The sequence below is a fragment of the Merdimonas faecis genome, from assembly GCF_001754075.1.
GTDB classification, from domain to species: domain Bacteria; phylum Bacillota; class Clostridia; order Lachnospirales; family Lachnospiraceae; genus Merdimonas; species Merdimonas faecis.
This window is the reverse complement of sequence record NZ_MIEH01000012.1, coordinates 16,497-42,630: the sequence shown is the minus strand read 5'-3', so window position 1 is coordinate 42,630 and position 26,134 is coordinate 16,497. Positions and strand designations below refer to the sequence as shown.

24 protein-coding genes are annotated in these 26,134 nt (G+C 45.6%); 4 read left to right on the top strand and 20 right to left on the bottom strand.

All coding sequences use genetic code 11. The features are described 5' to 3' along the window. Window positions 1-20 precede the first annotated feature (20 nt). The 5 genes from saoE to saoB all read right to left on the bottom strand — a co-directional run bounded on the left by saoE (window position 21) and on the right by saoB (window position 4,816). Entirely contained in the window at window positions 21-1,157 is a 1,137-nt protein-coding gene (gene saoE, locus BKD12_RS05675) for an efflux transporter SaoE (RefSeq protein WP_070088348.1), read from the bottom strand. Continuing rightward, window positions 1,154-1,408, bottom strand: coding sequence for a thioredoxin-like (seleno)protein SaoT (saoT, locus tag BKD12_RS17390; protein WP_278308588.1), 255 nt, complete (start codon window positions 1,406-1,408; stop codon window positions 1,154-1,156). The genes saoE and saoT overlap by 4 nt, the downstream gene beginning before the upstream one ends. Before the next feature lie 93 nt (window positions 1,409-1,501). After that, window positions 1,502-2,425 carry a selenium metabolism-associated LysR family transcriptional regulator gene (locus BKD12_RS05665; protein ID WP_070088346.1) on the bottom strand — a complete coding sequence of 308 codons (924 nt, stop codon included), beginning with the start codon at window positions 2,423-2,425 and terminating at the stop codon, window positions 1,502-1,504. Window positions 2,426-2,601: 176 nt separating this feature from the next. Beyond that, window positions 2,602-3,882, bottom strand: coding sequence for an ABC transporter substrate-binding subunit SaoX (gene saoX, locus BKD12_RS05660; protein ID WP_070088345.1), 1,281 nt, complete (start codon window positions 3,880-3,882; stop codon window positions 2,602-2,604). A 142-nt stretch (window positions 3,883-4,024) separates the two neighbouring features. Next, on the bottom strand, window positions 4,025-4,816 hold the full coding sequence (gene saoB / locus BKD12_RS05655) for an ABC transporter substrate-binding (seleno)protein SaoB (protein WP_311144033.1): 792 nt from the start codon (window positions 4,814-4,816) through the stop codon (window positions 4,025-4,027). Between the two features lie 229 nt (window positions 4,817-5,045). On the opposite strand from saoB, the gene saoP reads away from it, so the two are divergent. After that, window positions 5,046-5,846, top strand: a complete 801-nt coding sequence (gene saoP / locus BKD12_RS05650) for an ABC transporter permease subunit SaoP (protein WP_408606939.1) — start codon at window positions 5,046-5,048, stop codon at window positions 5,844-5,846. Window positions 5,847-5,981: 135 nt separating this feature from the next. Here the strand turns inward: saoP and saoC are convergent, their stop codons facing one another. Continuing rightward, window positions 5,982-6,596: a Cys-Cys-COOH (seleno)protein SaoC gene (saoC, locus tag BKD12_RS05640; protein WP_094078734.1), complete on the bottom strand. Its 615-nt coding sequence runs from the start codon at window positions 6,594-6,596 to the stop codon at window positions 5,982-5,984. Between the two features lie 231 nt (window positions 6,597-6,827). Here saoC and BKD12_RS05635 point away from each other — a divergent pair, with 231 nt between their 5' ends. After that, window positions 6,828-8,021: a double-cubane-cluster-containing anaerobic reductase gene (locus BKD12_RS05635; protein WP_070088343.1), complete on the top strand. Its 1,194-nt coding sequence runs from the start codon at window positions 6,828-6,830 to the stop codon at window positions 8,019-8,021. After that, complete coding sequence (locus tag BKD12_RS05630) at window positions 8,014-9,105, top strand: 2-hydroxyacyl-CoA dehydratase family protein (RefSeq protein WP_070088342.1); 1,092 nt, start codon at window positions 8,014-8,016, stop codon at window positions 9,103-9,105. Before BKD12_RS05635 ends, BKD12_RS05630 begins: the two co-directional genes overlap by 8 nt. Before the next feature lie 10 nt (window positions 9,106-9,115). On the opposite strand, the gene BKD12_RS05625 is transcribed toward BKD12_RS05630, so the two are convergent. The 9 genes from BKD12_RS05625 to BKD12_RS05590 all read right to left on the bottom strand — a co-directional run bounded on the left by BKD12_RS05625 (window position 9,116) and on the right by BKD12_RS05590 (window position 21,310). Next, window positions 9,116-10,843: a S8 family peptidase gene (locus BKD12_RS05625; RefSeq protein WP_242872715.1), complete on the bottom strand. Its 1,728-nt coding sequence runs from the start codon at window positions 10,841-10,843 to the stop codon at window positions 9,116-9,118. A 65-nt stretch (window positions 10,844-10,908) separates the two neighbouring features. Next, window positions 10,909-11,925 (bottom strand): glycosyltransferase family 2 protein, encoded by a 1,017-nt coding sequence (locus tag BKD12_RS05620; RefSeq protein WP_070088341.1) that lies wholly within the window; start codon window positions 11,923-11,925, stop codon window positions 10,909-10,911. 273 nt (window positions 11,926-12,198) lie between these two features. After that, entirely contained in the window at window positions 12,199-13,923 is a 1,725-nt protein-coding gene (locus BKD12_RS05615; protein ID WP_070088340.1) for an Ig-like domain-containing protein, read from the bottom strand. Continuing rightward, complete coding sequence (locus BKD12_RS05610; protein ID WP_070088339.1) at window positions 13,908-15,419, bottom strand: hypothetical protein; 1,512 nt, start codon at window positions 15,417-15,419, stop codon at window positions 13,908-13,910. Before BKD12_RS05610 ends, BKD12_RS05615 begins: the two co-directional genes overlap by 16 nt. A 197-nt stretch (window positions 15,420-15,616) precedes the next feature. Beyond that, window positions 15,617-16,864 carry a 6-phosphofructokinase gene (locus BKD12_RS05605; protein ID WP_070088338.1) on the bottom strand — a complete coding sequence of 416 codons (1,248 nt, stop codon included), beginning with the start codon at window positions 16,862-16,864 and terminating at the stop codon, window positions 15,617-15,619. Between the two features lie 106 nt (window positions 16,865-16,970). Next, the gene (locus tag BKD12_RS16880) at window positions 16,971-17,144 is read right to left on the bottom strand and encodes a hypothetical protein (RefSeq protein WP_176730928.1); all 174 of its coding nucleotides are present in this window, start codon (window positions 17,142-17,144) and stop codon (window positions 16,971-16,973) included. A gap of 5 nt (window positions 17,145-17,149) precedes the next feature. Then, entirely contained in the window at window positions 17,150-18,649 is a 1,500-nt protein-coding gene (gene glpK, locus BKD12_RS05600) for a glycerol kinase GlpK (protein WP_070088337.1), read from the bottom strand. 14 nt (window positions 18,650-18,663) lie between these two features. Continuing rightward, complete coding sequence (locus BKD12_RS05595) at window positions 18,664-19,572, bottom strand: AraC family transcriptional regulator (RefSeq protein WP_070088336.1); 909 nt, start codon at window positions 19,570-19,572, stop codon at window positions 18,664-18,666. Window positions 19,573-19,906: 334 nt separating this feature from the next. Beyond that, entirely contained in the window at window positions 19,907-21,310 is a 1,404-nt protein-coding gene (locus BKD12_RS05590) for an alanine/glycine:cation symporter family protein (protein ID WP_070088335.1), read from the bottom strand. 230 nt (window positions 21,311-21,540) lie between these two features. On the opposite strand from BKD12_RS05590, the gene BKD12_RS16420 reads away from it, so the two are divergent. After that, complete coding sequence (locus BKD12_RS16420; protein ID WP_083262851.1) at window positions 21,541-22,101, top strand: DUF4234 domain-containing protein; 561 nt, start codon at window positions 21,541-21,543, stop codon at window positions 22,099-22,101. A gap of 45 nt (window positions 22,102-22,146) precedes the next feature. Here the strand turns inward: BKD12_RS16420 and BKD12_RS05575 are convergent, their stop codons facing one another. The 5 genes from BKD12_RS05575 to BKD12_RS05555 form a co-directional block, all read right to left on the bottom strand. Next, the gene (locus tag BKD12_RS05575; protein ID WP_070088333.1) at window positions 22,147-22,614 is read right to left on the bottom strand and encodes a low molecular weight protein-tyrosine-phosphatase; all 468 of its coding nucleotides are present in this window, start codon (window positions 22,612-22,614) and stop codon (window positions 22,147-22,149) included. Between the two features lie 160 nt (window positions 22,615-22,774). Beyond that, window positions 22,775-24,016, bottom strand: coding sequence for a site-specific integrase (locus tag BKD12_RS05570; protein ID WP_015573232.1), 1,242 nt, complete (start codon window positions 24,014-24,016; stop codon window positions 22,775-22,777). A gap of 105 nt (window positions 24,017-24,121) precedes the next feature. Beyond that, on the bottom strand, window positions 24,122-24,352 hold the full coding sequence (locus BKD12_RS05565; protein ID WP_015573231.1) for an excisionase: 231 nt from the start codon (window positions 24,350-24,352) through the stop codon (window positions 24,122-24,124). Between the two features lie 6 nt (window positions 24,353-24,358). Beyond that, window positions 24,359-24,568, bottom strand: coding sequence for a ubiquitin family protein (locus BKD12_RS05560; RefSeq protein WP_015573230.1), 210 nt, complete (start codon window positions 24,566-24,568; stop codon window positions 24,359-24,361). Between the two features lie 234 nt (window positions 24,569-24,802). Next, complete coding sequence (locus BKD12_RS05555; RefSeq protein WP_070088332.1) at window positions 24,803-26,134, bottom strand: virulence-associated E family protein; 1,332 nt, start codon at window positions 26,132-26,134, stop codon at window positions 24,803-24,805.

The window sequence follows — 26,134 nt, the reverse complement described above, 5'->3', positions numbered from 1 at the left end:
CTTTTAAAAATAATGTAAAACTACTGCGTTTCTCTTACTGTTCCCTTTTTCATCCATTTTACCAATGCATACCCTGCATACAGCACCAACACGGCACTGCATATACTCTGGGCCCACTCCGGCAGGGAAAGGGTCATCTGATTTGCATATGAAATCGTATGCTGCGCCGTATCATAATCCAACACCGGTTTCCAATCCGGCATCAGAAGCCGGTTCGTGATATATCCCACTGTATTGGACAGCACCAGTACCATTCCAAAATACATCCACATGGCACGTTTCCCGATTGTCTTATGGATTGTCAAAAGCTCTGGTATGTTTGTCCCTGCTCCCGCCATCAGAAATGTAATTGCAACTCCCGGGGCCGCACCGCTGGCAACCAGTGCAGCAATAAAGGGAATATGCCCTACTGCGCACACATACATCAGAGCCGCCACGATCGTAATCCCAAATAGGGACACATATCCCGGATTCCCCAGATAGTCCTGGATAAAGGACTGCGGGACAATGTTAAAAAGCAGTGCGGCAACCAACATTCCCGTCACGGTATATTTACTTACCATTACACTAAGCTCTGTAAAAGACCATCGAAGGCCTGCTTTTATCTTATCCAGGAATCCCGGTTCTTCGAATTCCAGCTGTATCGCAGAAGATGAGGTTTCTTCTTCCTCCCCCGCAAGAGAGATCTCCCTTTCTTCCTTTTTCTTCATGCGGATATGCAGTTCATCCCCTGCAAATCTATTTGCTATCACGCCAATGATCATGGGTACTACGATACCGGTGATCACGTAAATGATCGTGATTTCTTTTCCCAACAAGCCAACGCACAGAATCAGCGCAGCCGGGTTCAAAACCGGATTACTGATCATAAAGGCAAGCGTCGGCCCCAGATATGCCCCGCTGTAATACAAACTGATCCCCAGAGGGATTGTTCCGCAGCTACATATCGGGACAAGACTCCCGGAAAGCATCCCCCAGAACACGCCGCTGACTCTTTTGGATCCAATGGCAGTTTTCTGAATCTTTTCCGGCTTCATAAATTCATGCAGAAGCCCGGCAAGCATAAAACTGAAAATCATCCAGCCCGAAGAACCATTCAGCATGTCCCATGCCGAACGGAGTGTACTGATTATAAATTGTACAAAATCGCTGATCATAACTCCAGCGCCTCCTTAAATGCCGCGCGCACTGCCGGTTTCGTCAATTTGGTTATTGCTTTCTTTTCATTAATCACCAGCATACTTTTTGTGACTGCGCCGTATTTCGGAATATAGTCAAAGTCCTTTCCTGCTCTGTAAATCTTCACATGGACCTTTCCCTCATATTCCTTCCCAAGGACTTGAACCAAGTCCCCAAACACCTCACATCATGCGCAGGCGCTGATATATTCGATACACGGTTTTTCCATCTGTTTCACCCATTTCTTTCTCAATGTTCTGTATGCAGAGTTCATTATAGCCTGAACCTGGTCTTTTTTGTCTCTTTATCAAAAATCGCAATACTAATTTATACTGTTATTCTGATCTGTAATATTCTGGCAATACTGCCTGAACGCTTTGATGACACTGGATACCGGATGGGTCATAACCCGGTCTCTGTGATACATCAGATAAAGCTGCCTGGATGTTTTAACCTCCGGAAATTCAAATTTCAGCAATTTTCCCTGCTCTACTTCCTCAGCCACGGCAAAATTGCTGACAAAGGCAACACCCAGCCCCTGTTTCACTCCTCTTTTCACCATCTCTGAAGATTCTACCTGAACAGCAACCAGCGGTTTATCCTGGAGTCCCAGCGCCCGCTCAATACTTTCTGCAGCCAGCTTTGTACCACTTCCCGATTCACGCGCCACAAAGACTTCTTTTTTTAGTCTTTCTACCGGAAATTTCCCGTTAAGCCGCTGGTATTCCACCGTATTGGGTGTGACCAGGACGATTCGATCCTGAATCAGCGGAATACACATACATTTTTCATTGGTACTCATAATACTTCCAACTCCCAGATCCGCCTCAAAACGCAAGACAGACTGGATAACCTTATCGCTGTCTCCTTCGCAAAGCTTGTACAACAGATCCGGGTATATCTTCCTGGAATACTTCAGAAACTGCGGAAGGATATAATTACAAGGAACCGATGAAGCCGCCACCGTCACTGTTCCCTGCACTTTGCTTTCACTTTTGCCAAGCTGGGCAAGCGCTTCCTTTTCTGTCTCCAGAAGCCGAACAGCATAAGGATAAAAGATCAGCCCCGCTTCTGAAAGCACTACATCTTTGGTAGAACGTACCAAAAGCTGAACACCCAATTCGGATTCCAGATGCTTAATATGTGTACTGATCGTTGGCTGAGATAAAAAAGTCTGTTTTGCGGCCCCGGAAAAGCTTTTACAATTCACGACGCTGATAAAGCTTTCAATATATTCCAGTCGCATAGTATCCCTCTTTTCATTCCTGAAACTTACTAACTACTATAGCAATCATGATCGGATCATGTCTAATTGATTATCCATATGATGGTATTAAACATTTCTATCTTCGGCTAAATACTCTTCAAAACTTACAAAAAGCCTGAAGTCTAAAACCACAGGCTTTTTGATCGTCTATCTAATTACTCTTCCACATTTTCGTTCAGGTATGGTGTCGCAGTATCAGAGATGTCAACCGCATCCTCATCAGAAATACCATCAACTTCCTTCGCTGCATTGTACCAGTCTTCAAACGTCATGCCCAATGGGAATATATCATCAACCTCTTCAGCTATAAATTCATTAAAATCCTTTATTCCGGCATCCTCAAAAATCTGCCCGGAAAGTTCAAGTGAGCTCTGTGCGTCCGATGCATTGATAATGTCTTCTTCCGGTACAGACGGATTTGTCCACTGTCTTTCAAATTGCTCATCATTTATCATATTCTGCTCAGACCACTGCCATGTAATCGTCCGTCCTTCTGCCACCGTCTTCATATACACGGTACGAAGTCCTACATAAGGATCCACATCAAATCCATCTGCAAACATCATAGCCGCATTGTATGGATGAGTATACAAATATTCAACCGCAAGCATATGGGCGTAGATCATACGGCGAGACAGCTCTGGACACTTTTCTCTGAATTCTTTACTCATGGCATAACTACAGCAGGTGCCGGCATTTTCATCCGTGAGGAGTTCTCCATCTTCCAGGTTGGCCCCCCAGCTGATAGCCATGATCTTTCCAAATCCTTCAAACTCTGCAATTGATGCATAGGGATCACAGCAAGTAAATGCATCAATCTGTCCTGCTTTTAGTGCAAACATGGCATCCTGCTGTCCCATAGTCACCAGATCATAATCTGCCGACTGAAATGAGAATCCATATTCCTCAGACCATTTTCTCCATTCAGAATCTGTTTCCGGCTCTGTGAGACATCCAATCGTTTTCCCTTCGATAGATTTAGGATCATTTACGTCAATAACATCCGGGTTCACAACAAGGTACCTGGAGCCGCCGATATGATTGGCCGAGGCCTGAAATACCGGGGAATCCTCTGCCATGAGATTTTTACTGAAAAAAATGTAACCAACATCCATGGCTCCGCTCAGCAGCGCATTTACAGTTTCTGCCGACTTTGTAATATTCACATTCACTCCGAGTGCTTCATAAATCCCAGCCTCATCAGCAATAATTGAACAGCACATATGATCGCAGTTAAAATATCCCATTTCCACCACATAATCCTTTTCTGTGTCATTCAACTCTCCGAATTCGAAATCAGCAACAGCTTCCTCCGGATCATAATCTGTTTGTTCAACATCTACGGTGGCTGTTTCCGAGCTGCTGTCATGACATCCGGTGACGAGAGAAAACGACATTGCAGCAACTAATAACGCGGCAACAACTCTTTTTTTCATAACCTTTTCTCCTTCGTTCATTAATATTTTATAACAACATAAATAAATGATAGCAAACCGCAGAAAAAATCAAAAGCAGAGGAGAGAAATATTGGTATTTTAAATAAAATTGCGGATTATTATTCCGAAAACAAATAAGTTTTTACCTTTCCACTTCCTGTAGCGGTAAAAATTCCACTGCTGTTCCCTGCAGCCAATCTTCTTCCACCCCCAGCTTCTCGGCAAGATATTCCGGATCATTTAATTTTTCTACTGCTCTGTTATAGCTGACTACAAAATCAGCGAACGCTTCTGTCTCGACAAAATCCCTGTCTACGACCAATACATAAGAAATATAATCCCCGTCTGTCAATGGCTTGTACGGATATTCCGGAATGTCTGCCGCTTTAGTTAAATCCTGGATCACCGCATCAATCTGCTGGTTTTCTAACGTATAGAGGAGCCCTTTCTGTGTTACCTCCTGAAACTCCTGGATCTGTGGGTAACTCTGTTCTGCCAGTGTTTTCTCTGTCTGTCTCCCCTGGCTGATCCCCACTGTTTTCACATTTTCCCAGGAATCCTTATAAGAAATCACTTCTGCATTCATGACAACCGGTCCATAGATCATAACGTTTTCGTTTTCTTCCACCGTATGCCTGGCCACATGACTGCAGTAAAATGCCATATTGATTTCTTCCGCACTCAGTGCCCACTGAGCAATATTACTTCAACAGTCCTGAAAAGATGTACTTTCCAGTTCTTTATAAATGGCATATTCTTCGCCCAGATTCTCCACCGTTTCCTCCATCAAGATCCCGGAAACATCGTCTCCTGCACCGATACGAATCTGTGCTTCTGGATTTTTTTCTCTCTCTTTTGGAAACACTGCTGACACCAACAGACCTATAAAAACAAATCCTACAATAAAAATTGCAATCTTTTTGCTGCTCTTCATACATCATGCCTTCTATCCGGTAATTAGTCATTGATAATTATATCTTTATTTCCTATCCTCTTCTGTCTTTATAAAAAAACGCAATATTCGACAGTTTTTTTATTATTTTATCCAATATTTCTACTATAACAGTTCAATTTTTGCTATGCTTTTTTTGATTGTGCAAGCTTTAGACTATAATGATCGTGAAGGAGGTGAAATATTGGGAGACAACAAACAAGTGGATCGTATGATACATGCCACCCAGAATAAGGACCGACGGATCTGGAAAAAATTCGGCGGAAAAAATTACAATATAGGCGCTATTATTTCTCTGATCATCATCGCCCTGATATGGTTTTTTGCCGCACATGCTGTAAATTCCCCGTTTATTTTCCCGTATCTGGAAGATGTACTATATCAGATCGTATACTCACTTACAGATATGTACGTTCTGGAAAACCTGGGAATTACGATGCGCCGCGTTATAACCGGTTCGGTCTATGCATTCGTAATCGGTTTCCCACTTGGAATGATCATGGGATATTCGCCTCGGCTCCTGCAATGGATGTCCCCGTTTATCAATTCATTGAGACAGGTTCCGATCATGGCCTGGGTACCGCTTGCCATTGTATGGTTTGGTATCGGAGACGGACCTACACTTTTTTTGATCGCATTCAGCGGTGTCTTCACGATCATCCTAAATACGATCGCCGGTGTACAGGATATCAGCAAGGATTTTTACAATGCGGCAAGATCCATGGGTGCAGGCACGCTCAGTATCATCAAAGACATTGTGATCCCCGGCTCACTTCCAGGCGTGCTTACCGGCCTTAGACTAGCCATCGGCCTTGGCTGGATGTCCGTTATATGAGCGGAGTTCATTGCGACAAGTGCCGGGTTCGGTTACATAATGGTGGAAGCTCAGACACACCTTGAAACAGCAACCGTGATCGCATATATGATCATCGCCGCTGTAATCGGGTTCTTAATTGATACTCTTTTAGTTCTTTTTGAAAGAGTTCTGTTAAAGTGGAGAGCGCAAATATGAAAAACAAGGGCGGATACAGGGGCATGGCCACCAGGTTGCTCCCGCCTGAAATATAAAAAGCCACTGCTTAATACACAATCGTAAGCAGCGGCTTTCTTTTTTACCTGGATTAGAACCTCTAATCAAAAGGCCCTATCAGCAGTCTTCCATTCCTTCCCCAAAAAGATTTACCGGCGATCCGTCTACCACCCGGAAGATACCATATCCTACATTCGATCCTTTCTGTCCCTGAAGGATAAATTCTATCTCATCTTTCTGGTCAATGTCCTGGAACTTAATCCTCTGATTTTCTACCGGGGCCGGGATCGGATCCGAGCCTACATAGTTTTCGCCATCTCCGGAATCCACCATGACCACAAGCCGGATATGTCCTCCATCAACCAGCTGTGTACTGGCATCATGTTCATGATCCGCCTCTTCTTCCGGCTGATTAAATATCACAACCAGATCACTGCATCCATCGTTTGTCAGATCCTCCTCACAGGCCACCAGTACCTTCGCCTGTGGATACAGCTTTTTAAACTCCTGCAGTATTTTATTATCTTCCGGAACATTTTCCGCATAATCCAGATCACGTCCAACTCTTGAGCCATCTTCATATACGTTTACCTCTCCGTCTTCCGTTCTGGCCTGGTTATCTTCATATGTCCGCTCCAGCTTCTGTCGAACTCCAAATCCGGCAAACACTATCAGGGCAACTATAAGGGCTTTGCCTCCAAGGCCTTTCATAAATGATTTTACAGCTTTCACTCTGTTCCCTTTCGTATTGTTTGTCCATTTACAGTTTTAAAATTTAATCACGCATTACATTCTATCTGCCATCAAAACGAATGTAAAGTATTTAAATTATTTAAAAACGTAATATTTTATTTGAGAAATATTGACTTGTCAAGTATTACTCCCATTTCATTGCTTTTCATGATCCATGCATGCTATTTTATTTATTAAGAGTTATTTTATTTGAATTGGAGGAGGAAAACCGTGCCAAACGAATTACCAAAGAACTTTGAAGAATTTGCAGACGCCCGCCGTGCGGGCTTTCTGAAGATGAAAGAAGTAAAAGACCAGGGGAAACAGGTGTGCGGGATGTTCTGTCAGTATACCCCGGCAGAAATCATCCATGCAGCCGGCTTAAAGCAGGTCGCTCTGTGCGGGCGCAGCCATTTACCCATTAAAACCGCCGAAACAAGGCTTCCGGCTAACCTTTGCCCGCTCATTAAGGCAAGCTTTGGACATGTCATGGAGGACAGCTGTCCATTTGCATATTTTTCAGATATTGTTGTGGGAGAGACTACCTGCGACGGAAAGAAAAAAATGTATGAGCTTCTTGGAGAATATAAACCGATGCAGGTGATCCATCTGCCAAACATTCCTGATTATGACCGTTCTCTGGAAATGTGGGTTTCTGAGATTCGTAAATTTAAAGAAGGTTTGGAAGATCATTTCAATATCACAATCACGGATGATATGCTGAACGAATCGATTATCTGGAATAATAAGCTCCGGACCCAGCAGGCACATCTTTATGAATTAGGAAAGTATGATCCGCCTGCTGTCACCGGTGTCGCAATGAATGATGTTACCGATGGATTACAGTTTATGTTTGACGATGAAGCCAAATATGAAAAGATATCCAACATCATCGAAGAATGTGAAAAGAACTGGCACGAAGGAAAATATCCGGTTGAGCCGGACCCGACACGCCCCAGACTGATCGTTTCCGGAGGCGGATATGTGGCGACAAACGAAAAGACGATCAATGTTATGGAAGAACTGGGCGCATCTATCGTCTGCTACGAAGGATGCTGCGGGATCTCCTCTCTTCGCCGCACTGTAGATGAAGATACCAGCCGCGATCCGATTGTCCGTATTGCAGAAAAATATCTGGAGGTTCCCTGTGCGGTGGTCTCTCCCAACACAAGACGCATGGAGCAAGTCGCCGATACCATTGATGAATGGCATGCTGATGGGTATGTGAGTATCACGCTCCACTCCTGTAATCCGTTTGCCGTTGAGACAGAAAACCTGAGACGTGTATGCGAATCCAAGGGAATCCCCCTGTTACATATCCAGACAGACTTTACACCCGGTGATGAGGCTCAGATCCGTACCCGTATCGAGGCTTTCCTTGAAATGATCCGTGAAAACAAGAAGGAGGCGCTGGCTCATGAATAAACAAGAACTGCAGAATCTGATCTCCAGCTGCCATGCAGCCGGCAAAAAGACCGCAATCTCTTTTTGCTCACACGTTCCTCAGGAAATTCTGGAAGCAGCAGGCATCTGCTCTCTCCGGCTTCCTTATGTAGATGGCGTAAATGATTCCGCTTCGCAAATCCTAATAAGCAACGTCTGTCCGATCGTAAAAAATGTATGCAATGTCTGCGAAGATCCTGCTCTTGCCAAAGCAGATCTGATCTTTGCAGAAACCTCCTGCGATGGAAAGAAGAAGATGTATGAACTTCTTTCCGATCAGAAACGGCTTTATTTTTACCAGGTAGGACAGGGCGCTGACAGAGAATATGTCAGACCTTTGATCAAGTCAGAGGTAACATATCTGATCAAAGAGCTAAAAAAGCGCTTTGATATCGATATCACAGATGCCTCCATCCGCGAGGCCGCAAAGCTTGTCAATGCAGAAAGAGAAAGTATCCTGAACCTTATGGCTATCCAGAAATCAAATCCTCCCGCAGCATGGGGCGGAGAGATTTTCAAAGCTTTGGAAGAACACCGGATGCTTCCTGATATCAAAGATCGTATCGCTGCAAATAAGCGCACAAGAGAAGAGCTGCTTGCAAAAGAAAGCCCAGTACATAAAAGCGCAAGGCGGATCCTTGTTACCGGCTGTCCCATGAGCGGCGTTTATTCAAAAATCGTAAATACGATAGAATCAAACGGCGGTGTTGTAGTTGCTTTTGAAAACTGTGAGGTTTTAAAGTCGGCGATCCGTCACTTTGATACCGAAAACGAGGACGTTCTGGAAGCATTTGCCGACTGTTATCAGAATACCGCATGTGCGATCATGTCTCCGAATACCATTCGTTTTGACCTGATCCAACAGCTGGCAAAGGACTATCAGGCAGACGGCGTCCTGGACGTTACCCTCCAGACCTGTCACCCCTATACCGTTGAGCGTGACAAAATGATGCGTCTTTGCAAAGATACGATTAAAATCCCATATATGGCAGTAGAGACGGATGTGTCTGATTCTGACGTCGGACAGCTGGCGACCAGAATCACGGCATTCATGGAAATGATCTAAAACCCTGCTTCTACACCGGCAGGCTTGCCCGCACACACAGCGCCCCATACCCCACCTGGGGATTGGGATATTCCGTAAATCCGGGCAGGGGTCTTGCGCCTCTTTGCAGGTAAGCCTTCACTTTTTCTCCATACAGATAAGGATCATTGCCCCGGATAATGCCCCATTCCATCAAAAGCGCCGCCCCTCCAGTCACAAACGGCACCGCAAACGAAGTCCCGGTAAACTGTGCATATCCGCCCCCTGCCGCCACTGTAGTTACATCCACCCCCGGCGCCGCCAGATCTGGTTTTACATCCGGATTCTGCCAGATTCCTCCTCTTCCGGAAAAGTCCGCATAGGCAAATGTTCTGGAATTGTAAGCCCCAACGCTGATGACCCGGGCGGCGGTGGACGGGATCGTAAGTGTCGTCTGGCTGGATGGCAGCAAAAATCCGGTTCCCTGATTCAATACATTTTCACTGGGGAGCCAAAGGGAATAATTCCCGGACACAATCCGGACCGGCGTCAGGACAATTTCCCATACGCCAGCTCCAACATAGGCTTCCCGAGGAAGAAGCTCTACATAGATTTCCTGTGCAGTACTGTAGGGACTTGGCTCTCCGTAGTATAAAAGAATCTCTGTCTGCTCCACCGAAAATCTCTGCGGGCCAAGCCGTTCCTGAAATGGGCCAACCTTAATTCCCGACGGGCTGATCAGTGCGATTTCAGCTTTGTCTGTATAATTTTTCCAGATCTGGATGCTAAAACCTGTCTGCCGGTTTTCTACCGCCAGCCGGATCACCTCTTCTTTCCCTTCTGCGAGCACCCCCGCGGCATGGCCTGCACTGGCCGCTTCATTTCCGGTCCCGATACAGATCACGTTTTTCCAGATATTTGCCATGTCATCAATAAACCGTTCTAACAGGGATGTTCCGTCGTGAGATCCATAGGTATTTCCAAAACTGATATTAACCGCAACCGGCATCTTAAGCTCCATGGCCTTCCTGATCACAAAATCAATCCCCCGCATCAGCTCAGTGGTCCTCGGAAAGCCATCCTGCCTTGCCCTTCCCATCTTAACCACAATAAGCTCACTCTCAGGCGCCGCCCCGGCATACCTTCCTCCGCTTCCCCGGCCATTTCCGGCTGCGATTCCCGCAACCGCTGTGCCGTGTCCCGTGCTGTCCACGCTGGGAACGATACTGACACGCTCCCCAGGCTCCTGCTTTTCCAGAGCCTCATTTATCTCTTGCTTTGTATACACTTGTTCCAGCTGCTGATCCCAAAGTGCGATAATTCTGGTAGTGCCGTCTTCCTTTCGAAAATCCAGGTTCGCATAGTCAATTCCCGAATCAATCACTCCTATCAGGACTCCTTTCCCGAACAAAGAAAAACGAGAGTCCTGTACAGAATCAATACAGGAAACTCTCCTTCCATTTTCCACTTCAAAAAAAAGCCGTTTCGGCTTCTCTATATACTCCACTTCCGGCAATGCCGCTAATTCCCGAATCCTCTCCTCGCGGATCCTGACAATGGCATATTCATTTAAAAGCTCCGTAATCTCCTCCGCCAAAGGGGCAGCCGCTTCAAGACTCCCGGAATATTTGATGATCAGCTCCCAGGTCCCTGCCTCCTGGTCGTACCCTGTTTCCAGCTCCGGCGATCTTTCTCTTTCAGCCGGAGTCGCATCCATTGCCAGGTTTAAAATGTTCTCTATCTTCTGGTTTTCATATACCCTTTCCATAGCAACAGCCATGCACATACCTCTTCCATCTTTATCTGATGTATCGTATGCTGCATGGCTGCTGAAATATGTCTGATTTAGTTAAATCCTACCAGTCTTCTGGCCACACTGTATGCCAGGGAGGAAATTTTTCTGCCGGGTTTTCCCGGAATATTCATAGTCTGTCCAAGAATTCCATACCGGATTTTCAAAAATACCTTCAGATCTTTCTTTTTCAGATAAGTCCAGAGTTCCTTTTTCTTTGCCAGATTCTCCTGCTTTTTGGAACGGATCAGCAGGATAGATGAGACAGTCATCATGATTGCCAGATAGTTGATCATATAATTCTTAAGCTTCTTGCTGGAGATCTTATTCAGATCATACATATCGATCATCGTTTTTGTCACATATATCTGCTGGTCAACCCTGCTTATCATAACCTTTTCATTGACAGACTGGTCTTCCCTTCCAATATAATAGCGGTAAAAATCCACATCCAGATAGTACATCTTTCTAACATGCGGAAGGGGGTAATAAACATAAATGTTATCTACATAGAAGGTGTGCTTGGGAAGCCTTAACTGGATCAGCTTCAAGAGATCTGTCCGGTAGATTACCGAATGCATCAGTATATACTGATCGATACGGAAATGTCCGATATCCTGCCAGTGAAAAATCTCATCCTGCGGGAGCACATTCCGGTAGTGGATACATTTTTTGTGCTCCACTCCCACCTTTTCATATACATAGTTGGAAACCAGCATATCGATCTCTTCTCCCTCATCCTGGAACCGGCGCAGCAGAGCCAGGATTTTGTGAAGCGACTCTTCATCTACCCAGTCATCACTGTCCACTACTTTAAAATAGGAGCCCGACGCATGAGTAAGACCTGCGGTAACCGCATCTCCGTGACCGCCGTTTTCCTTGTCTACTACCCGGACAATATCCGGATATTTCCCTTCATACTCCCGGGCTATCTTCAGGGTATCGTCTTTGGAGCCATCATTGACGATGATGATCTCCACATCCTCGCCGCCCGGCAGGATACTTTCAATCGCATGTGCCATATAGTCCTGTGAGTTATAGCAAGGGATCGCAAATGATATATACTTCATCTCTCTTTCGTTCCTTTCTTCATCTGTGCTATATAGTATAAATCATTTTTCCCGATTTTCCAATGTAGAATTCCTCTATGTTCATAATTTGTTCATTTATCTTTCAAAAATCTTTCATTTCTATATCACCATTTCTTCACAGCTGTCGCTTATACTAAAACCATCAAAACAAACAAGACGTTTCGCAGTTTATGATTGAATAAACTTTTTCATAATACATGCCGGGGACCGAGCCGATCGGTCACCCGGCATCCTCCCTTTTTAGGAAGAATTCTATAGCTTTTGTTTTCTTTTCCTGAATACCCAGCCCGCACTTCCCGCAGCCAGGACTCCCACGCCTGCTCCCAACGCAATCTTCCAGCCTTTCATACTGTCGTTTCCCTTTGGCTCCGTTCCTTTATCGGTTACCGGCTCCCCTGATTTTGTTTCCATTCCCAGTGTCTCCTGAATTGGCTTTAAAATCTGCTCTGCAAGCGTAGCCTTTGGTACGATCTCAAAGCTGATCCTTTCCACGGTCTGATTGCCAGCCTGGTCAACTGCCTTTACAGATACTTCATAGCTTTTTTCTTCCTCTACCGTATATTGATATATTTTACTATGCCCGCTGGTCGCCTGCCGGATTCCATTAATCCGGATTTCCTGGATCGTGTCATTCTGATCGCTTACTGTTACCTGGAAAGTATGTGTTTCCTCATAAGCCTCCCCCTCTTTTAAATCTTTGAAAACGATCTCGGGCGCTGTATGGTCAATGACAAATTCCGCTTTCGCCGTGCCCACATTTCCGGCTGAATCTACAGCCTTCAATTCCAGGATATGCAGCCCTTCCCGAATCACATGTTTCCCCAGGGGATACAGCTGTCCATCCAGTGTCACAGTGCATGTAACGGTAGTAAAGTCCTGGATCAGCTCTCCATAGGTGTGATCCAGCCGAAAGCTTTTTTGATATGTGCCGTCCAGCTCGTCTATATAACGTATGACCGGATTGTGCCGGTCTATTGTAAACCTTCTTGCTGCAGACGCTATATGCCCTGCTCCGTCAGCAGCTTCCATCCGGACCTGATAGCTTCCGTCCTCCTCAAGCGCCACTGTCCCGGTTTTTCCCTCTGCCGTATCGGTCCAGCTCTCAACTGTTCTTTGTTTTACTCCTCCATCCGGAGCCTCCCAGTCAACAGTCCCCAAAACTGTACGAAACACATTTTCTTCCTTGGCAGCAAAGTGAAGTTCCACAGGCTGACTGGTAATCATATAATCCTGTACTCCTGTAATAGACACTTCCGGCGCTTCTCCGTCAATATAGAGGCTGCATTCTCTGAAAGCTCTGTTGCCTGCCAGATCTACGGCATATATCTCCACATCTACCGGACGTGCTCCGCTGGAAAAGGTTTCTATCCTAAACACTGCTCTGCTCTGGTCTGTCCATCCAACAGCTCCTCCGTTGGCATAACACGAGATCTCCGCCACCTGGCTTCCATCTTTTCCGTCATCCGCCGCCACAGACAGATCCGTACCGGCATCATACCACACCTCCGTCCCGTTTAAAGTATCCAGCGTTATTTCAGGCGCTGCCGTATCGATCCATAAAGTTCTTTGAAATCTATATTCCTCCAGTTCCGTTCCCTCTTCATCCGTCATCCATACCATCAGCTTGTTTTTCCCTTCTCGCAGCTGCTCCGGGCCTAATACTGCCGATGCGCCCTTTTCCTCCAGCACCTGCTCTATCACTTCTCCGCCGCCATTCTCCAGCCGGCACCAGGTTGCTCCCGCCTCGCTGATATGCCGGACTTCTATTTCCGGATATGAGACATAATATCCATTTTGCCCATCCTCCCCCAGCACCGACAGCTCATATTTCTCAACGACAGGCTTCTCCTCCGGATTTTCCTGCTCATTTCCGGTATTTCCCTCTTCTTCTGTTGCATAGCTGATCTGATCCTGCTGCCAGTACAAAAGACACAGCACCATCAATAAAGCCACAATGCTCTTCACTCTCCGACCCATACTTCTCCTCCTTCTACTCTGATTCCATATTCCTTCTGCAGCTTTTGAAATTCTTCACTGTCTTTCAGTGCCGGATCCTGCCCCAGGTACTCCCGGATCGTCTGTGCACAGACTGTTCTGTCAATGGATGTATCCTGGCAGAGCAGGCGGATATGAAGCAGCTTTAATATCCGTTCCTGCGGGAATTCCTCCACCGCCCGGATGCAGATTTCAAGCGCCATATCTCCCCTTCCACATTCTTCATAAAGTGCCGCTGCTTTTCCAAAATACTCCAATCTTTCCTCATCCTCCCCGGCAGTTTCCAGAAGCTGTGCATACATGTCCGCCGCCGCTTCGTATTCTTCAAGCTTTTCACGGGAAGCCGCCATCCCCGCCCTGATCCTTTTAATCTCCTGTTCCTCCAGCCTTTCATTCTCCAGACATTTTTCCCCCAGACGGATCGCCTCTTTTGCTCCATCCCTGGTATCCAAAAGCAGGTATCCCTGAAACGTGCAGCGGCGAAACTTCAGGGCTTCCTTGGACTTCCCATCTTTTTCTGCCCTGTCCGCCTCTCTCTCCAGCTTCTCAAGCTGCATCTGTAATGTCTCCTTTTCCCCGAAATGTTCCGGATCTGTAAATGCGGCTGCCACGGCTGCTAATGCTTCGGCTTCTGTGGAACTGTCCTGTATGGGCTTCAGGGTATCCAGCACCTTCTGATAATCCTCCAGTTCCAGAAAGTAGGCAAACGCCAGTTCCATGCGCTCATCCAAATGTTCTGCATCTGTCTCTTTTTCACTGTCTGCAGAGATTTTGCCGTTCCCCCTCTCTTCCGATTTCATCGAGGCATCCTGGGTGCGGCTTGCCGTAATCCCGACCCGGCAGGCCGCAGCCAGTACACACAGCAAAGCAGCCACGGCAAGGATTGCCCGGGATTTACCTGCTATATTTGGTTGTTTTTCCTGATAAATAGGGATATACTTCCGGATTTCCGAGATATTCTGGATTTGCTTTTTTGAGAATTGGTTCAGACAATGAGATGTCATTTTTCGGAGCCTTCCTGTCTCCTTCCAGTTTAGCTTGGGATCTGCTTCCGTCATTGCCAACAGATACTGTACGGTTTTTCCAAGTCCGTAGGCGTCAAGACTTACAGATGCCTTTCTATAGTAGGGCATTCCGGGCGGCAGAAAATGTTCCCGGATATTTTTCTTCCTCATAAGACGGAGCATCTCTTCATTAGAGCCAGCCTCCATGTCAGAAAAATATAATCCTCCCTCTTCCGACACGATAATACTATAAGGATTAACATACTGATAACAGGGATGATTTCTGCATTTATGAAGCATTTCAAGCTGACGCTCCAGGTGCAGGATCCACTCCAGCAGCAGTTTCTTTGGTATCCTGGGATGCTCCTTGATATACCATGCCAGCGGCCTTCCCCGCACATACTCGGAACTGATGTAGCATGTCTGTCCATGCTCGATCAGACGCAGGACATCATAACCTTCTTTGACTGCCAATCATATCACCTCATTTTGTTTAAAACTGATTATTGGATAAATACTGAAATAGTGAAATGGAACATTTCATGAACTCTGTTAGAATTTCGAAATTGATTTAGAGTAATTTATATATTACTGGATTTGGCGAAAAAATACAAGTAGAAATTTACAGGCGGCAAAGAAAAATCTGCCGCCTGTAAGCTTTGATTTTATTATTATCTGTGGCTTAATTCCTTTGGTGCATACAGGTGCCGCGGAATCCCGTCTACCATAACCGGAGATACATCTCCCTGGATCAGCGGGCGCACATAAGAGATAAACTCATTTGTAACATAGGTTCCATCTTCGTTTACCCACTCTCTTGGCACCAGTTTTTCGTCATTAGCAATCTTGTGTACGTCTTTTACCTCTGTTCCGCACTGATACGGATCATCGGATAATCTCTGCAAAACAACCATCTTTCCGGAGTCTCCTTCGTCTGCCGCTTTGACAGCCGCACCGCCTACCTGGTATGCCTCCAGTATATCTACACGGGAAGCCGCATGAGAAGCAGAACGCTGAAGTGTGCTCAACTCAATGGCCCGAGTCTTACATCCATGCTCACCCGCAATAAAGCTGGCAAGATAGGATGCTGTTCCAGACAGCTGTTTATGCCCGAATGCGTCTACAAAATCAATGCTGTTGCCAAGCTCGCATACATAGGTCCCGTCCGGAGTACGGATACCTTCGGATACGGCGATCACGATGGACGGCTTTTCTGCGATCAGTTTCTTTACCTTTTCGCTGAATTCCTGTATATCAAATGGGATCTCCGGAAGATAGATCAGATCCGGTCCTTCGCAGTCCTCTCCTCTGGAAAGGGCGGCAGCGCCTGTCAGCCATCCGGCATTTCTTCCCATAATCTCTACAATCGTTACAATTCCCTTTTCGTACTCCAGGCAGAAGCTATCCCGGATGATCTCTTTCATAGATGTGCCGATATACTTTGCAGCACTTCCGTATCCCGGCGTATGATCTGTCAGCGCCAGGTCATTATCAATAGTCTTCGGACAGCCGATAAATCTGGTGGTATGGCCGGTAATGATCGCATAATCTGATAATTTCTTGATCGTATCCATAGAGTCATTTCCACCGATATAGATAAATGCCTCGATATCTAATTTATTTAAAATATCAAAAATTTTCTCATATACTTCTCTGTCTTCATGGATCTCCGGCAGTTTAAAACGGCATGACCCAAGAAAAGCGGCCGGTGTTCTCTTCAGGAGCTCCGCATCCAGCTCAGTCTTGATATGGTCGGAAAGGTCAATATATTTTTCCTCCAAAAGTCCCTGAATACCATGGAGCATCCCGTATACTTTATTGGCTCCGCGATCCTTTGCGGTACGGTAAACTCCTGCAAGGCTTGAATTAATAGCGGCAGTCGGTCCGCCTGACTGTCCTACGATTACATTTCTCTTCATAATGATTCGTTCCCTTCTTTCCTTCAAATTGCGTCGATAGTACTATTTTAGTATATTCCAACAGAAATGTCCACAAAAACCATGAATATTTCGTCAATTTTACAAATCATTTACTCTGTTCTTCCGGCTGATTTTCCGGATGTGACACCTTCCTCTGTGCATAGGCATAGCCTCTCATACATCCGTTGCCATCCACATCCAGTACCTCTCCATCTTCCGTCTCCACCGTCATAAGACAGCCATTTCTGCATCCGGTACATGTCATTTTTAAAATTTTCATTATTCCTACTCCTCGTCCTTTGCCCAGTGATATGCACAGCGGACGGCTTTGTTCCATCCTCTGATCTTATTTGTCCGTTCTTCTTCTTTCATTTCAGGCTCGAAGATCCTGTCTATGGCCCAGTTTTCTCTGACTTCCTCCCGGCTTTTCCAGTACCCTGCTGCAAGACCGGCCAGATACGCTGCACCCATGGCAGTGGTCTCGATACATCTAGGCCGTTTTACCGGCGCATTTATGATATCCGCCTGCGTCTGCATCAGGAAATTATTGGCGCTTGCTCCACCGTCTACCCTTAACGATGTCAGCCTGATGCCGGAGTCTGCTTCCATAGCTCCCAGCACATCGTTCACCTGATAAGCCAGGGATTCCAGTGTCGCCCGTATGATGTGATATTTGTTGACCCCCCGGGTAAGCCCGACGATCGTGCCGCGGGCGTAGGGATCCCAGTGCGGTGCGCCCAGACCGGTAAATGCCGGCACTACATAGCATCCGCCTGTATCCTTTACCTTCTGTGCCATATATTCCGAATCCATAGCGGAATCTATCAGCCTCATCTCATCTCTCAGCCATTGGATAGCGGCTCCCGCCACAAAGATAGAACCTTCCAGCGCATATTCTACCTTTCCGTCCAGCCCCCATGCGATGGTAGTCACCAGCCCGTTTTCCGAAAACACAGGCTTTTCCCCGGTATTCATCAAAAGGAAGCAGCCTGTCCCGTACGTATTTTTCGCCGCTCCCGGATGGAAACAGACCTGCCCGAACAGTGCGGACTGCTGGTCTCCTGCCGCTCCGCCAATCGGAATCGGCCCGCCAAAATAGGAGCTGTCTGTCATTCCATAAATATAGCTGGACGGCATAGCCTTGGGAAGCATAGAAGACGGAATACCCAAAAGCTTCAGGATTTCCTCGTCCCACTCCAGAGTATTGATATTAAACAGCATGGTCCGGGAGGCGTTTGAATAGTCCGTCACATGGACTTTTCCCTTTGTCAGCTTCCAGATCAGCCAGGTCTCAACCGTCCCAAATAACAGTTCGCCTCTTTCGGCCCTCTCCCTTGCGCCTTCCACATGATCCAGAATCCACTTAATCTTAGTCGCCGAAAAGTATGCATCTATGATAAGCCCTGTCTTTTTCCGGATCATCTCCGTATAGCCCTTCTCTTTCAGCTGATCACAGTATTCTGCCGTACGCCTGCACTGCCATACGATAGCATTGCATACCGGCTCTCCGGTCTTCTTATCCCATACGATGGCCGTCTCCCTCTGATTGGTAATACCCAGCGCGGCAATATCCTCTGACGAAGCGCCAATCTTAGTCATTGCCTCTACCGCTACTCCAAGCTGCGTAGACCAGATTTCATCCGCATTATGCTCTACCCATCCAGGTTTTGGAAAATACTGGGTAAATTCCTTCTGCGCTACGCTTACGATTTCCCCCTTTTTATTAAATAATATACATCGGTTGCTGGTTGTTCCCGCATCCAACGCCATTACATATTTTCCCATTGTACCACCTCTTTTTATTTTTCTTCCAGTCCAAGACTTACCTTTCGCCCGATTCCCTTAAGTTCTTCCGGACTTGCAGGTACGGTACGCTTTGTCTCCAGCCGCTTCCTCTTTCTGTACGCAGTGGGCGTCATACCATTTTCCTTTTTAAACGCTTTGGAAAACACAAGGCAGCTGTGATATCCACAGACCTCCGCCACTTCCTCGATAGACAGATCTGTAAGCGCAAGTTGCTCCCTTGCCTGTGAAATCTGAAACTTAGTCAGAAAATCTTTCGGTGACATTCCCAGATTATCCTTAAACAATGTATATAAGTAACTGCGGTTTACATTCATATGCTTTGCAATATCCGCTACGTTCAGCCCCCGGGAATAGTGATTGCGGATAAATGTCACGGCTTCCTGTATATAAACGCTCTCTTTTGAGATATCTACACAGGAATCAATGACATCATCTTCTGTCAACGCCGAAAAGAAATCATAAAGCTGGCCCTGGAGATAATAAAGATTTGCCACCGTCACCCGGGTATGCTTCAGCATTTCCAGAACGATCTTCTTCAGCCTTTCGCCCTGTTCATACTGGAAGATCAGCTGGCTGCTGTTAAGCCCTATATCCTGGATATATTTTTCGGCCTCTGTTCCTCCAACACCGACCCAGAGATAACTCCATGGTTCATCCTTGTCCGCCTGATAAAATGTCAGCGTCTCCGGCTCGATTAAAAATCCCTGTCCGGCGGAAAGCTGATACTTCCGCCCACCCACCTGATATACACCCTTCCCCTCCAGGATATAGTGGATGATATAGTTTGGACGGGTCGCCGGCCCGTAGCTGTGTCTGGCCTCACACTGCGCATATCCGCAGTATACCAGATGAAAATCCTTGAACTTAGGCTCCAGCAGTTCTAATACATATGAATCCTCCATGCTCGTTCCTCTCATGTTACAAAATCGATATTTATATCTATCATACCGGGATTCCCGGCAAGAATCAAGGAAGTATCAGTTTTTCATTATGATTTCTTAATATCAGTTTAAGAAATTTTCGTTTTCTTTTAGGGAATCAACATACTTTGGACATATTTCTCTTTTATAATAAGACTCAGATAGTTGAACAAGACATCAACTATCTCCCCCTCATAAAGTAAATGCACTTGAAATTGATTCGAGTGCTGCACTTTCTCTCTCATTCCTTTAGATAACTATAACGACAACGGTGAAAGCCCCGGATAATCTCCGGGGCTTTCGCTTGTCTTCATTTCTAATTCCAGAAATCCGTTTTGTCTGCCAGCTGGATATCAGCCGCTTTAAATACCGGATTCTTTCCCGCCTTTTTCTGCTTTCTGTAATCATTCAGGCACTTCACTGCCGGACCTCCCAGCAGAATGATCACCGGAAGGTTAATAAGAGCCAGGAATCCCATGATCACGTCTGCCGTACTCCAGGCAACACTGAATTCCATAAGCGCTCCGCCGAACACCACTACAGTTGCAAAAATCCTGAAGGCAATGAGCATCCTTTTGCCCGGCTTTTTATCGCACAAATATCCAAGCCCCATCTCTGCATAAAAGTAGTTTCCGATCAAAGTCGTAAACGCAAACATGAACAATGCAATGGTAATAAATGTGGTTCCAAAACCGCCCAGCGACTCCGCCGCCGCAGCCTGCACCCAGGGCATCCCTTTTAATGTATCACTGGGAGCCACACCGGAGCACAGCAGCATAAAAGCCGTGGCAGAGCAGATCACAATGGTATCAATAAATACGGACAGCATCTGTACCAGCCCCTGTTTGGCCGGGTGAGACACAGACGCACTGGCAGCCGCATTGGGCGCCGACCCGACACCCGCCTCGTTGGAAAAAAGCCCTCTTTTAATTCCCTGCAAAATACAGGAACCCGTGAATCCGCCAAAGATAGCCTGAAAATCAAATGCATTCGTAAAAATGTCTGCAAACATCTTCGGAATCAGTTCAAAATGAGTCACTACAATAAAAAGAGCTACTGCCAGATAAAAAATACCCATTAGCGGAACCAGAATCCCTGTGATCTTGGAAATTTGTGTGCTGCCTCCAAAGATACAAATACAGAAAATAACAGCAAGCACGCCTCCGACAATCATCGGTGTGCTGCCTTCCTGAAAGAAGCTGTAGGCACGGAAGGAATCGGTGATATTAAAAGATGCCACCATATTGAAGCCCACCATATATGTCATGATAAGAAATACTGCAAACACGGCTCCCAGCCAGCGTTTTTTCAATGCAGCCTGAATATAGTACGCCGGTCCGCCATAGCAGGTACCATCCTGGGCTTTTCTCTTGTAAATCTGTGCCAGTGTACTTTCGATAAATGCAGACGCACTTCCCAGAAGCGCTGTCAGCCACATCCAGAAAACGGCTCCCGGCCCCCCGATACAGATAGCCGTAGAAATACCGGCAATATTCCCCGTCCCTACTCTGGACGCGGTAGAAACCATCAGTGCCTGGAAGGATGATAACCCTTCCTCATTGTCCTTAGGCTCCATAACAACGCGTATAGCTTCCCGCAGGAAACGGAACTGGACAAAACGGGTTTTTACCGTAAAATAGATTCCAGTCCCCAGCAGAAGTACGATCAGGACATAGGTATACAGCAGGTCACTTAAACTGTTGATAATTTGTGCAAACATAAGTCGGCCTCTCTTTCATTCTCTTTTTCTTTTGCTTATGCGGTGATTATTAGTCAGACATCTGTCTGGGGCGCCGGGAATCCGGCTGATCTGAAAATCTACAGACAGTTTCATATATCATACATGAAGAAAACAGAGATGTCCAGAAATTTCTTTAGAAAAAAGCACAAACTTTCCCGCTTTTGTGGTATGATGGATAAAAATTGTTTTTACATCGTAGGAGGTTCTTTATGAAATATTGTCCAAAATGCGGAGCAACAAATGCAGACAGCGCTTCCTCCTGTCAGGAATGTGGAAGTCCTCTTCCGGACATTCATTATTCCGGCCAGAATAACGGTTCATACTCTGATCCCAACGGAAGCCAGCAGCAACAGCAGTATCATCAGCAATATCACTATCAGAATCAGCAGGCATACGGCTACAGCGGGCAGCCGGTGCCCGGGCAAAACTTTGGCATACAGCCAAGGAATATCGTTCTTTGTATTATCTTTTCCATTATCACCTGTGGTATTTACGGCATCTACTGGATGATCAAGATGAATGATGAAGTCAATGCCCTGGCGGGCGAACCAGGCGCTACTACCGGCGGAATGGTATTTTTATTCACATTGATCACCTGTGGTATTTACGGGTGGTACTGGCTCTACAAAATGGGCGAGCGCTGTGACCGGATCAAAAATATGAACGGCAGCTCTAATGTTTTATACCTGATTCTTGGTATTGTAGGCCTTAGCATTGTCTCCTACTGCCTGATTCAGGATACAATTAACAAACGGGTTTCTCAGGCATAAAAAGTACCGCATCGGACCAGGTTTTCCCTTTTCCGATGCGGTTTTTTATATTCCTTCTTCCATGATCTGACAGAGCAGGCCCTCACAGCCTTCCCTTACATCCCGGTAGGTGACGTCAAAATTGCCTGTATACCAGGGATCTGCGATGTCCTGGCCCGCCCGGGATGTAAAGTCCAGAAGCCTGGCCACTTTTCCTTCCGGGTCTCCATTCCCGATGATGCCAAGAATATTACGGATATTCCAGGAATCCATCCCAATCAGATAGTCATAGTTTTCATAATCTTTTTTTGTCATCTGCACAGCACGGTGGGGAAGCACTGGAATCCCTACCTCCTTCATTTTCCTCACTGTTCCGTGGTGGGGCGGATTGCCGATCTCCTCCCGGCTGGTGGCTGCGGAGTCGATGTGGAAATTGCCGGAAAGTCCGGCCTTATTTACCATGTCCTGAAAAACAAATTGAGCCATGGTGCTGCGGCAGATATTGCCGTGGCAGATGAATAATACTTTTATCATATATCTAAAACTCCTTGAAAATACTGATTTTTCTTGATTTTACGCCACTTTTCGGCATTTCTACGACAGAGGCATCACAACCATAACTTGGTATAACTACGCTTATTTTGGCTTGTTTTTGTCATTATTTGTCGTAAATTCTATCGTAAATTCAAAAGATTTACGACACGCACCTTTTACGGTGCGTTGTCGATTTCATAGAAGCTGTACCCACTACTTTCTGCATTTCTTCCTCTGCATCATCGTAGTTTAGATGCGTGTAAACATTCAGTGTTACACTGATGTCACTATGACCCATGATATATTGAAGCGTTTTTGGATTCATACCGGACTTCGCCATATTGGAACAGAAAGTGTGTCTGCAAACATGAGGAGTAACTTTCGGCATCTGTACTCTGTAAATCTTGTTGTACTTCTCACGGATATGCTGGAAATATTTCTCCCAGTGAAGTGCCACCATCGGTCTGCCGTTCTTATCCAAAAACAAGAATCCACTGTACCCATCTACCATAGGCTCAACCTTTGGATTCTTTCTGTTGGCAAGGATACGCTGAAACGCTTCCTTCACTTCCGGTGTCATAGGCACCATGCGCTCGCCACTTTCTGTCTTGGTATCTTCAATAATATATTTCATATCTCTGGTTCTCTGAAGCTGATGATCTACGATAATTCTGCTGTTCTCAAAATCAAGGTTCTTCTTTGTCAATCCAACAAACTCAGAAATACGAAGTCCTGTCTTAAACAGGATATAGATACCGTCATAGTACTTACAGAAATGCTTGTCGTTCTTCACAAACTCCAAGAAATCTCTTTCCTGCTGTCGTGTGATAGCTTCTCTTGTGACACTATCGTTCACAACAACGGTGTTCAGCTGAAATTCAAACGGATTCTTTACCAGCAAATCATCATCCACCGCCATCTGAAAGGCAGGTCTTACGACACCTCGGATCGTGTGAATGGAACTGTAACCACGCCCATCAATCTGCTGCATTTTTATCAGCCATTCTTTGGCATCGGACACCTTAATCTTGTCAATGCGCTTCTGCCCAAAGTCTTCCTTTTTGATTACATTGACCACAAAGTTGTAATTTGACCTTGTGTTATGACGAACACCAGTTTTCTGTGAAATATATTTTTCCACCAGTTCCAGAACTGTAAAATTACCGCCATCCGGTGTGATATTGCTGTTTAAATTCTTTTGAATCTGCTTAATTTTTTCTCTCAGGGAAATATCATCACGTTTTCCTGCCGGAACTCGATCAGCCGGAGTCAGTTTCCAACTGTACACCGTCTTTCTCTTGCCCCATGCATCCTGATACTTGTATTCGTATTTCCCGTCTTTGCGCTGGCTCTCTCCATTAAATAACTTGCGACCTTTGTTGTCTCGTCTTACTTCTGACATTCAGTTCTCCTTTCTATCAACCTAACTGTCATAGAAAAGAGCCAAGCTATGATACTCATATATTACCATAAACTTGGCTCCGAATCTATCGTGTATTTGCCGTTTTTATATGGCAGATAATTTTTCATCAATAAACTGTTCAAACACTCTGCGCTTGATCTGAGGTCTTGATCCATTCCAGAGGATAAATTCTGCATCCGGATTCTCGTCAATCAGCTTTCGCAGCTTCTTATCTCCGATGTGAAAATATTTTGCCGCTTCCTGCACGCTCAGAGTGTACTTTCTCCAGACCGGAATATCATACTTATCTACATTCTGATTCTGTTCTTTCACCATAGGCACTTACCCTCTCTTTTTCCATACAATCTCGTATCCCAGCACATCTGCCAGTTCCACAGCTTCCTTATATCGCAGCGTTTCTCGGTGGAGCTTTCCCGACAGATTGGAAATGCTCCTGCTCCATCCATACTGCTGTTCCAATTTTTCCAACACCTCCTGCATGGTCACTCCCTCGCACACAAGATGTGATTTTACTTCATTTCGTACATTCATTTTCGCTTACCTCCATAAAAAGTGCCTTGCGAGGGAAATGACAACGAAGTTCGACAACCGACCTTAACAAACTGTCAAATCCTAATACAAAGCTCTGCTAATATAATTCTATTCTTTTTATAATTATGGGTTGTTTTGGTGGTCAGAGTAGAAAATCCCTTAGAAAATAAGAATTATTCCATACAACCGAATCGACAACCCGATGGCATTTTAACCGACAATTCACAACTCATTTTAAAACGGTAACTCCATCTGTTTGATTTCTTCCTCTGTCAACTCCGTAAAACCACCCAGAGTATTCGTGCCAGTTGCCACAGGCTGGTTGTCACGCTCCCAGCCTTTCTGTCTGCCATATCCGGCAAAGTGCCTTGGGTTCGTAAACTGCTTCCATCCTACAACAGAATTGTTCATAATATCGTTGATTTCACGAATTTCCCATTGCTTTGGCTCATCAAACGGATGATTCAACGCTTCCTTATACAACATCTTGGAGCAAACCATATTTCTGCTGTATCCATCCAAAAATCCCTGAATCATGCCTGCTTTGGTATCTTCCGGCATGAACTGCTTCTGAAATTCTTTCAGATATTGCTCCATTTCTTTTGAAAGAGCAAGCTGATATTTCTTGCTGTTGTAGATTACCATAGCTTCTGCCCACATCTGTTCGATATAGGATCTGGAAGCCTTTTCATCTGACATAATGTGTACCTCTGCATTTTTAGGATAAACCATAATAGGAAGAAATCTTCTGTTCCCAGTGCGGTCAAGTGGCAGAAAATCCAAAGTATTGGAAGTTCCTCCGAACACGCACTGGCGAAGCCTGTCATCCGGTTGTTTATCATAGGGAACTTTATAAGTTTCCTTCTGACGGCTGAGAAAGGACTTAATATCCTCAATGCTCTTTGCATTGGCTGTGGCAATCATTTCCGACATCTCCACAATCCAATGCCCCTGCATCTTACGGAACACATTATCATCATCCAGCTTTTTCAGATCATCTGTGAACCATTCGTCCTTTATTGCAAGGAATCGAAAAAATGTGGATTTTCCAGCACCTTGACCTCCAACAAGGCATAGCATCATTTCAAATTTGCATCCAGGCTGAAATGCTCGTTGAATGGCTCCCAACATAAACAACTGCATGGCTGCACAGGTGTATTCATTCTTTTCCACTCCAAGAAAGTGGGGCAAGGCATTTTCAATGCGCTTTTCGCCATCCCATACCAGATTTTTCAATTTTTCCTGAATCGGATGGTATTTATTTTTGTCTGCAATGACCGAAATTGCCCTTGCTATTTTTGTTTCCACGCTCAGCCCGTAAGTTTCTTCCAAATAAAGCATCAGATAATTCACGTCTGTTTCATTCAGAACGGGACTTCTTTTATGCCACCATAACGGCTTCACAATCTCTATTTTTTCCGTAAACAGGTTGTAACAGATACTTTTATGAAGCACCTCATCTAATCGGAATACTGTCAGACAGTTTTTGATACTGTTCTTCACACCGCCATTCTCCGTTCGATCTAAGCGCTCTCTGACCTCGGCAGGAGAACACGGCTTTTCCAT

Excerpts from the sequence above, each read along its gene's own strand:
- BKD12_RS05560 (WP_015573230.1), bottom strand. The coding sequence starts at position 24,568 with ATGAATGTACGAAATGAAGTAAAATCACATCTTGTGTGCGAGGGAGTG.
- saoX (WP_070088345.1), bottom strand. The coding sequence starts at position 3,882 with ATGAAAAAAAGAGTTGTTGCCGCGTTATTAGTTGCTGCAATGTCGTTT.
- saoE (WP_070088348.1), bottom strand. The coding sequence starts at position 1,157 with ATGATCAGCGATTTTGTACAATTTATAATCAGTACACTCCGTTCGGCA.
- BKD12_RS16880 (WP_176730928.1), bottom strand. The coding sequence starts at position 17,144 with ATGAAAATTTTAAAAATGACATGTACCGGATGCAGAAATGGCTGTCTT.
- BKD12_RS05555 (WP_070088332.1), bottom strand. The coding sequence starts at position 26,134 with ATGGAAAAGCCGTGTTCTCCTGCCGAGGTCAGAGAGCGCTTAGATCGA.
- BKD12_RS05590 (WP_070088335.1), bottom strand. The coding sequence starts at position 21,310 with ATGTTTGCACAAATTATCAACAGTTTAAGTGACCTGCTGTATACCTAT.
- BKD12_RS05665 (WP_070088346.1), bottom strand. The coding sequence starts at position 2,425 with ATGCGACTGGAATATATTGAAAGCTTTATCAGCGTCGTGAATTGTAAA.
- BKD12_RS05595 (WP_070088336.1), bottom strand. The coding sequence starts at position 19,572 with ATGGAGGATTCATATGTATTAGAACTGCTGGAGCCTAAGTTCAAGGAT.
- BKD12_RS05605 (WP_070088338.1), bottom strand. The coding sequence starts at position 16,864 with ATGAAGAGAAATGTAATCGTAGGACAGTCAGGCGGACCGACTGCCGCT.
- BKD12_RS05615 (WP_070088340.1), bottom strand. The coding sequence starts at position 13,923 with ATGGGTCGGAGAGTGAAGAGCATTGTGGCTTTATTGATGGTGCTGTGT.
- BKD12_RS05570 (WP_015573232.1), bottom strand. The coding sequence starts at position 24,016 with ATGTCAGAAGTAAGACGAGACAACAAAGGTCGCAAGTTATTTAATGGA.
- BKD12_RS05620 (WP_070088341.1), bottom strand. The coding sequence starts at position 11,925 with ATGAAGTATATATCATTTGCGATCCCTTGCTATAACTCACAGGACTAT.
- glpK (WP_070088337.1), bottom strand. The coding sequence starts at position 18,649 with ATGGGAAAATATGTAATGGCGTTGGATGCGGGAACAACCAGCAACCGA.
- BKD12_RS05565 (WP_015573231.1), bottom strand. The coding sequence starts at position 24,352 with ATGGTGAAAGAACAGAATCAGAATGTAGATAAGTATGATATTCCGGTC.
- BKD12_RS05625 (WP_242872715.1), bottom strand. The coding sequence starts at position 10,843 with ATGGCTGTTGCTATGGAAAGGGTATATGAAAACCAGAAGATAGAGAAC.
- BKD12_RS05630 (WP_070088342.1), top strand. The coding sequence starts at position 8,014 with ATGAATAAACAAGAACTGCAGAATCTGATCTCCAGCTGCCATGCAGCC.
- BKD12_RS16420 (WP_083262851.1), top strand. The coding sequence starts at position 21,541 with ATGAAATATTGTCCAAAATGCGGAGCAACAAATGCAGACAGCGCTTCC.
- BKD12_RS05575 (WP_070088333.1), bottom strand. The coding sequence starts at position 22,614 with ATGATAAAAGTATTATTCATCTGCCACGGCAATATCTGCCGCAGCACC.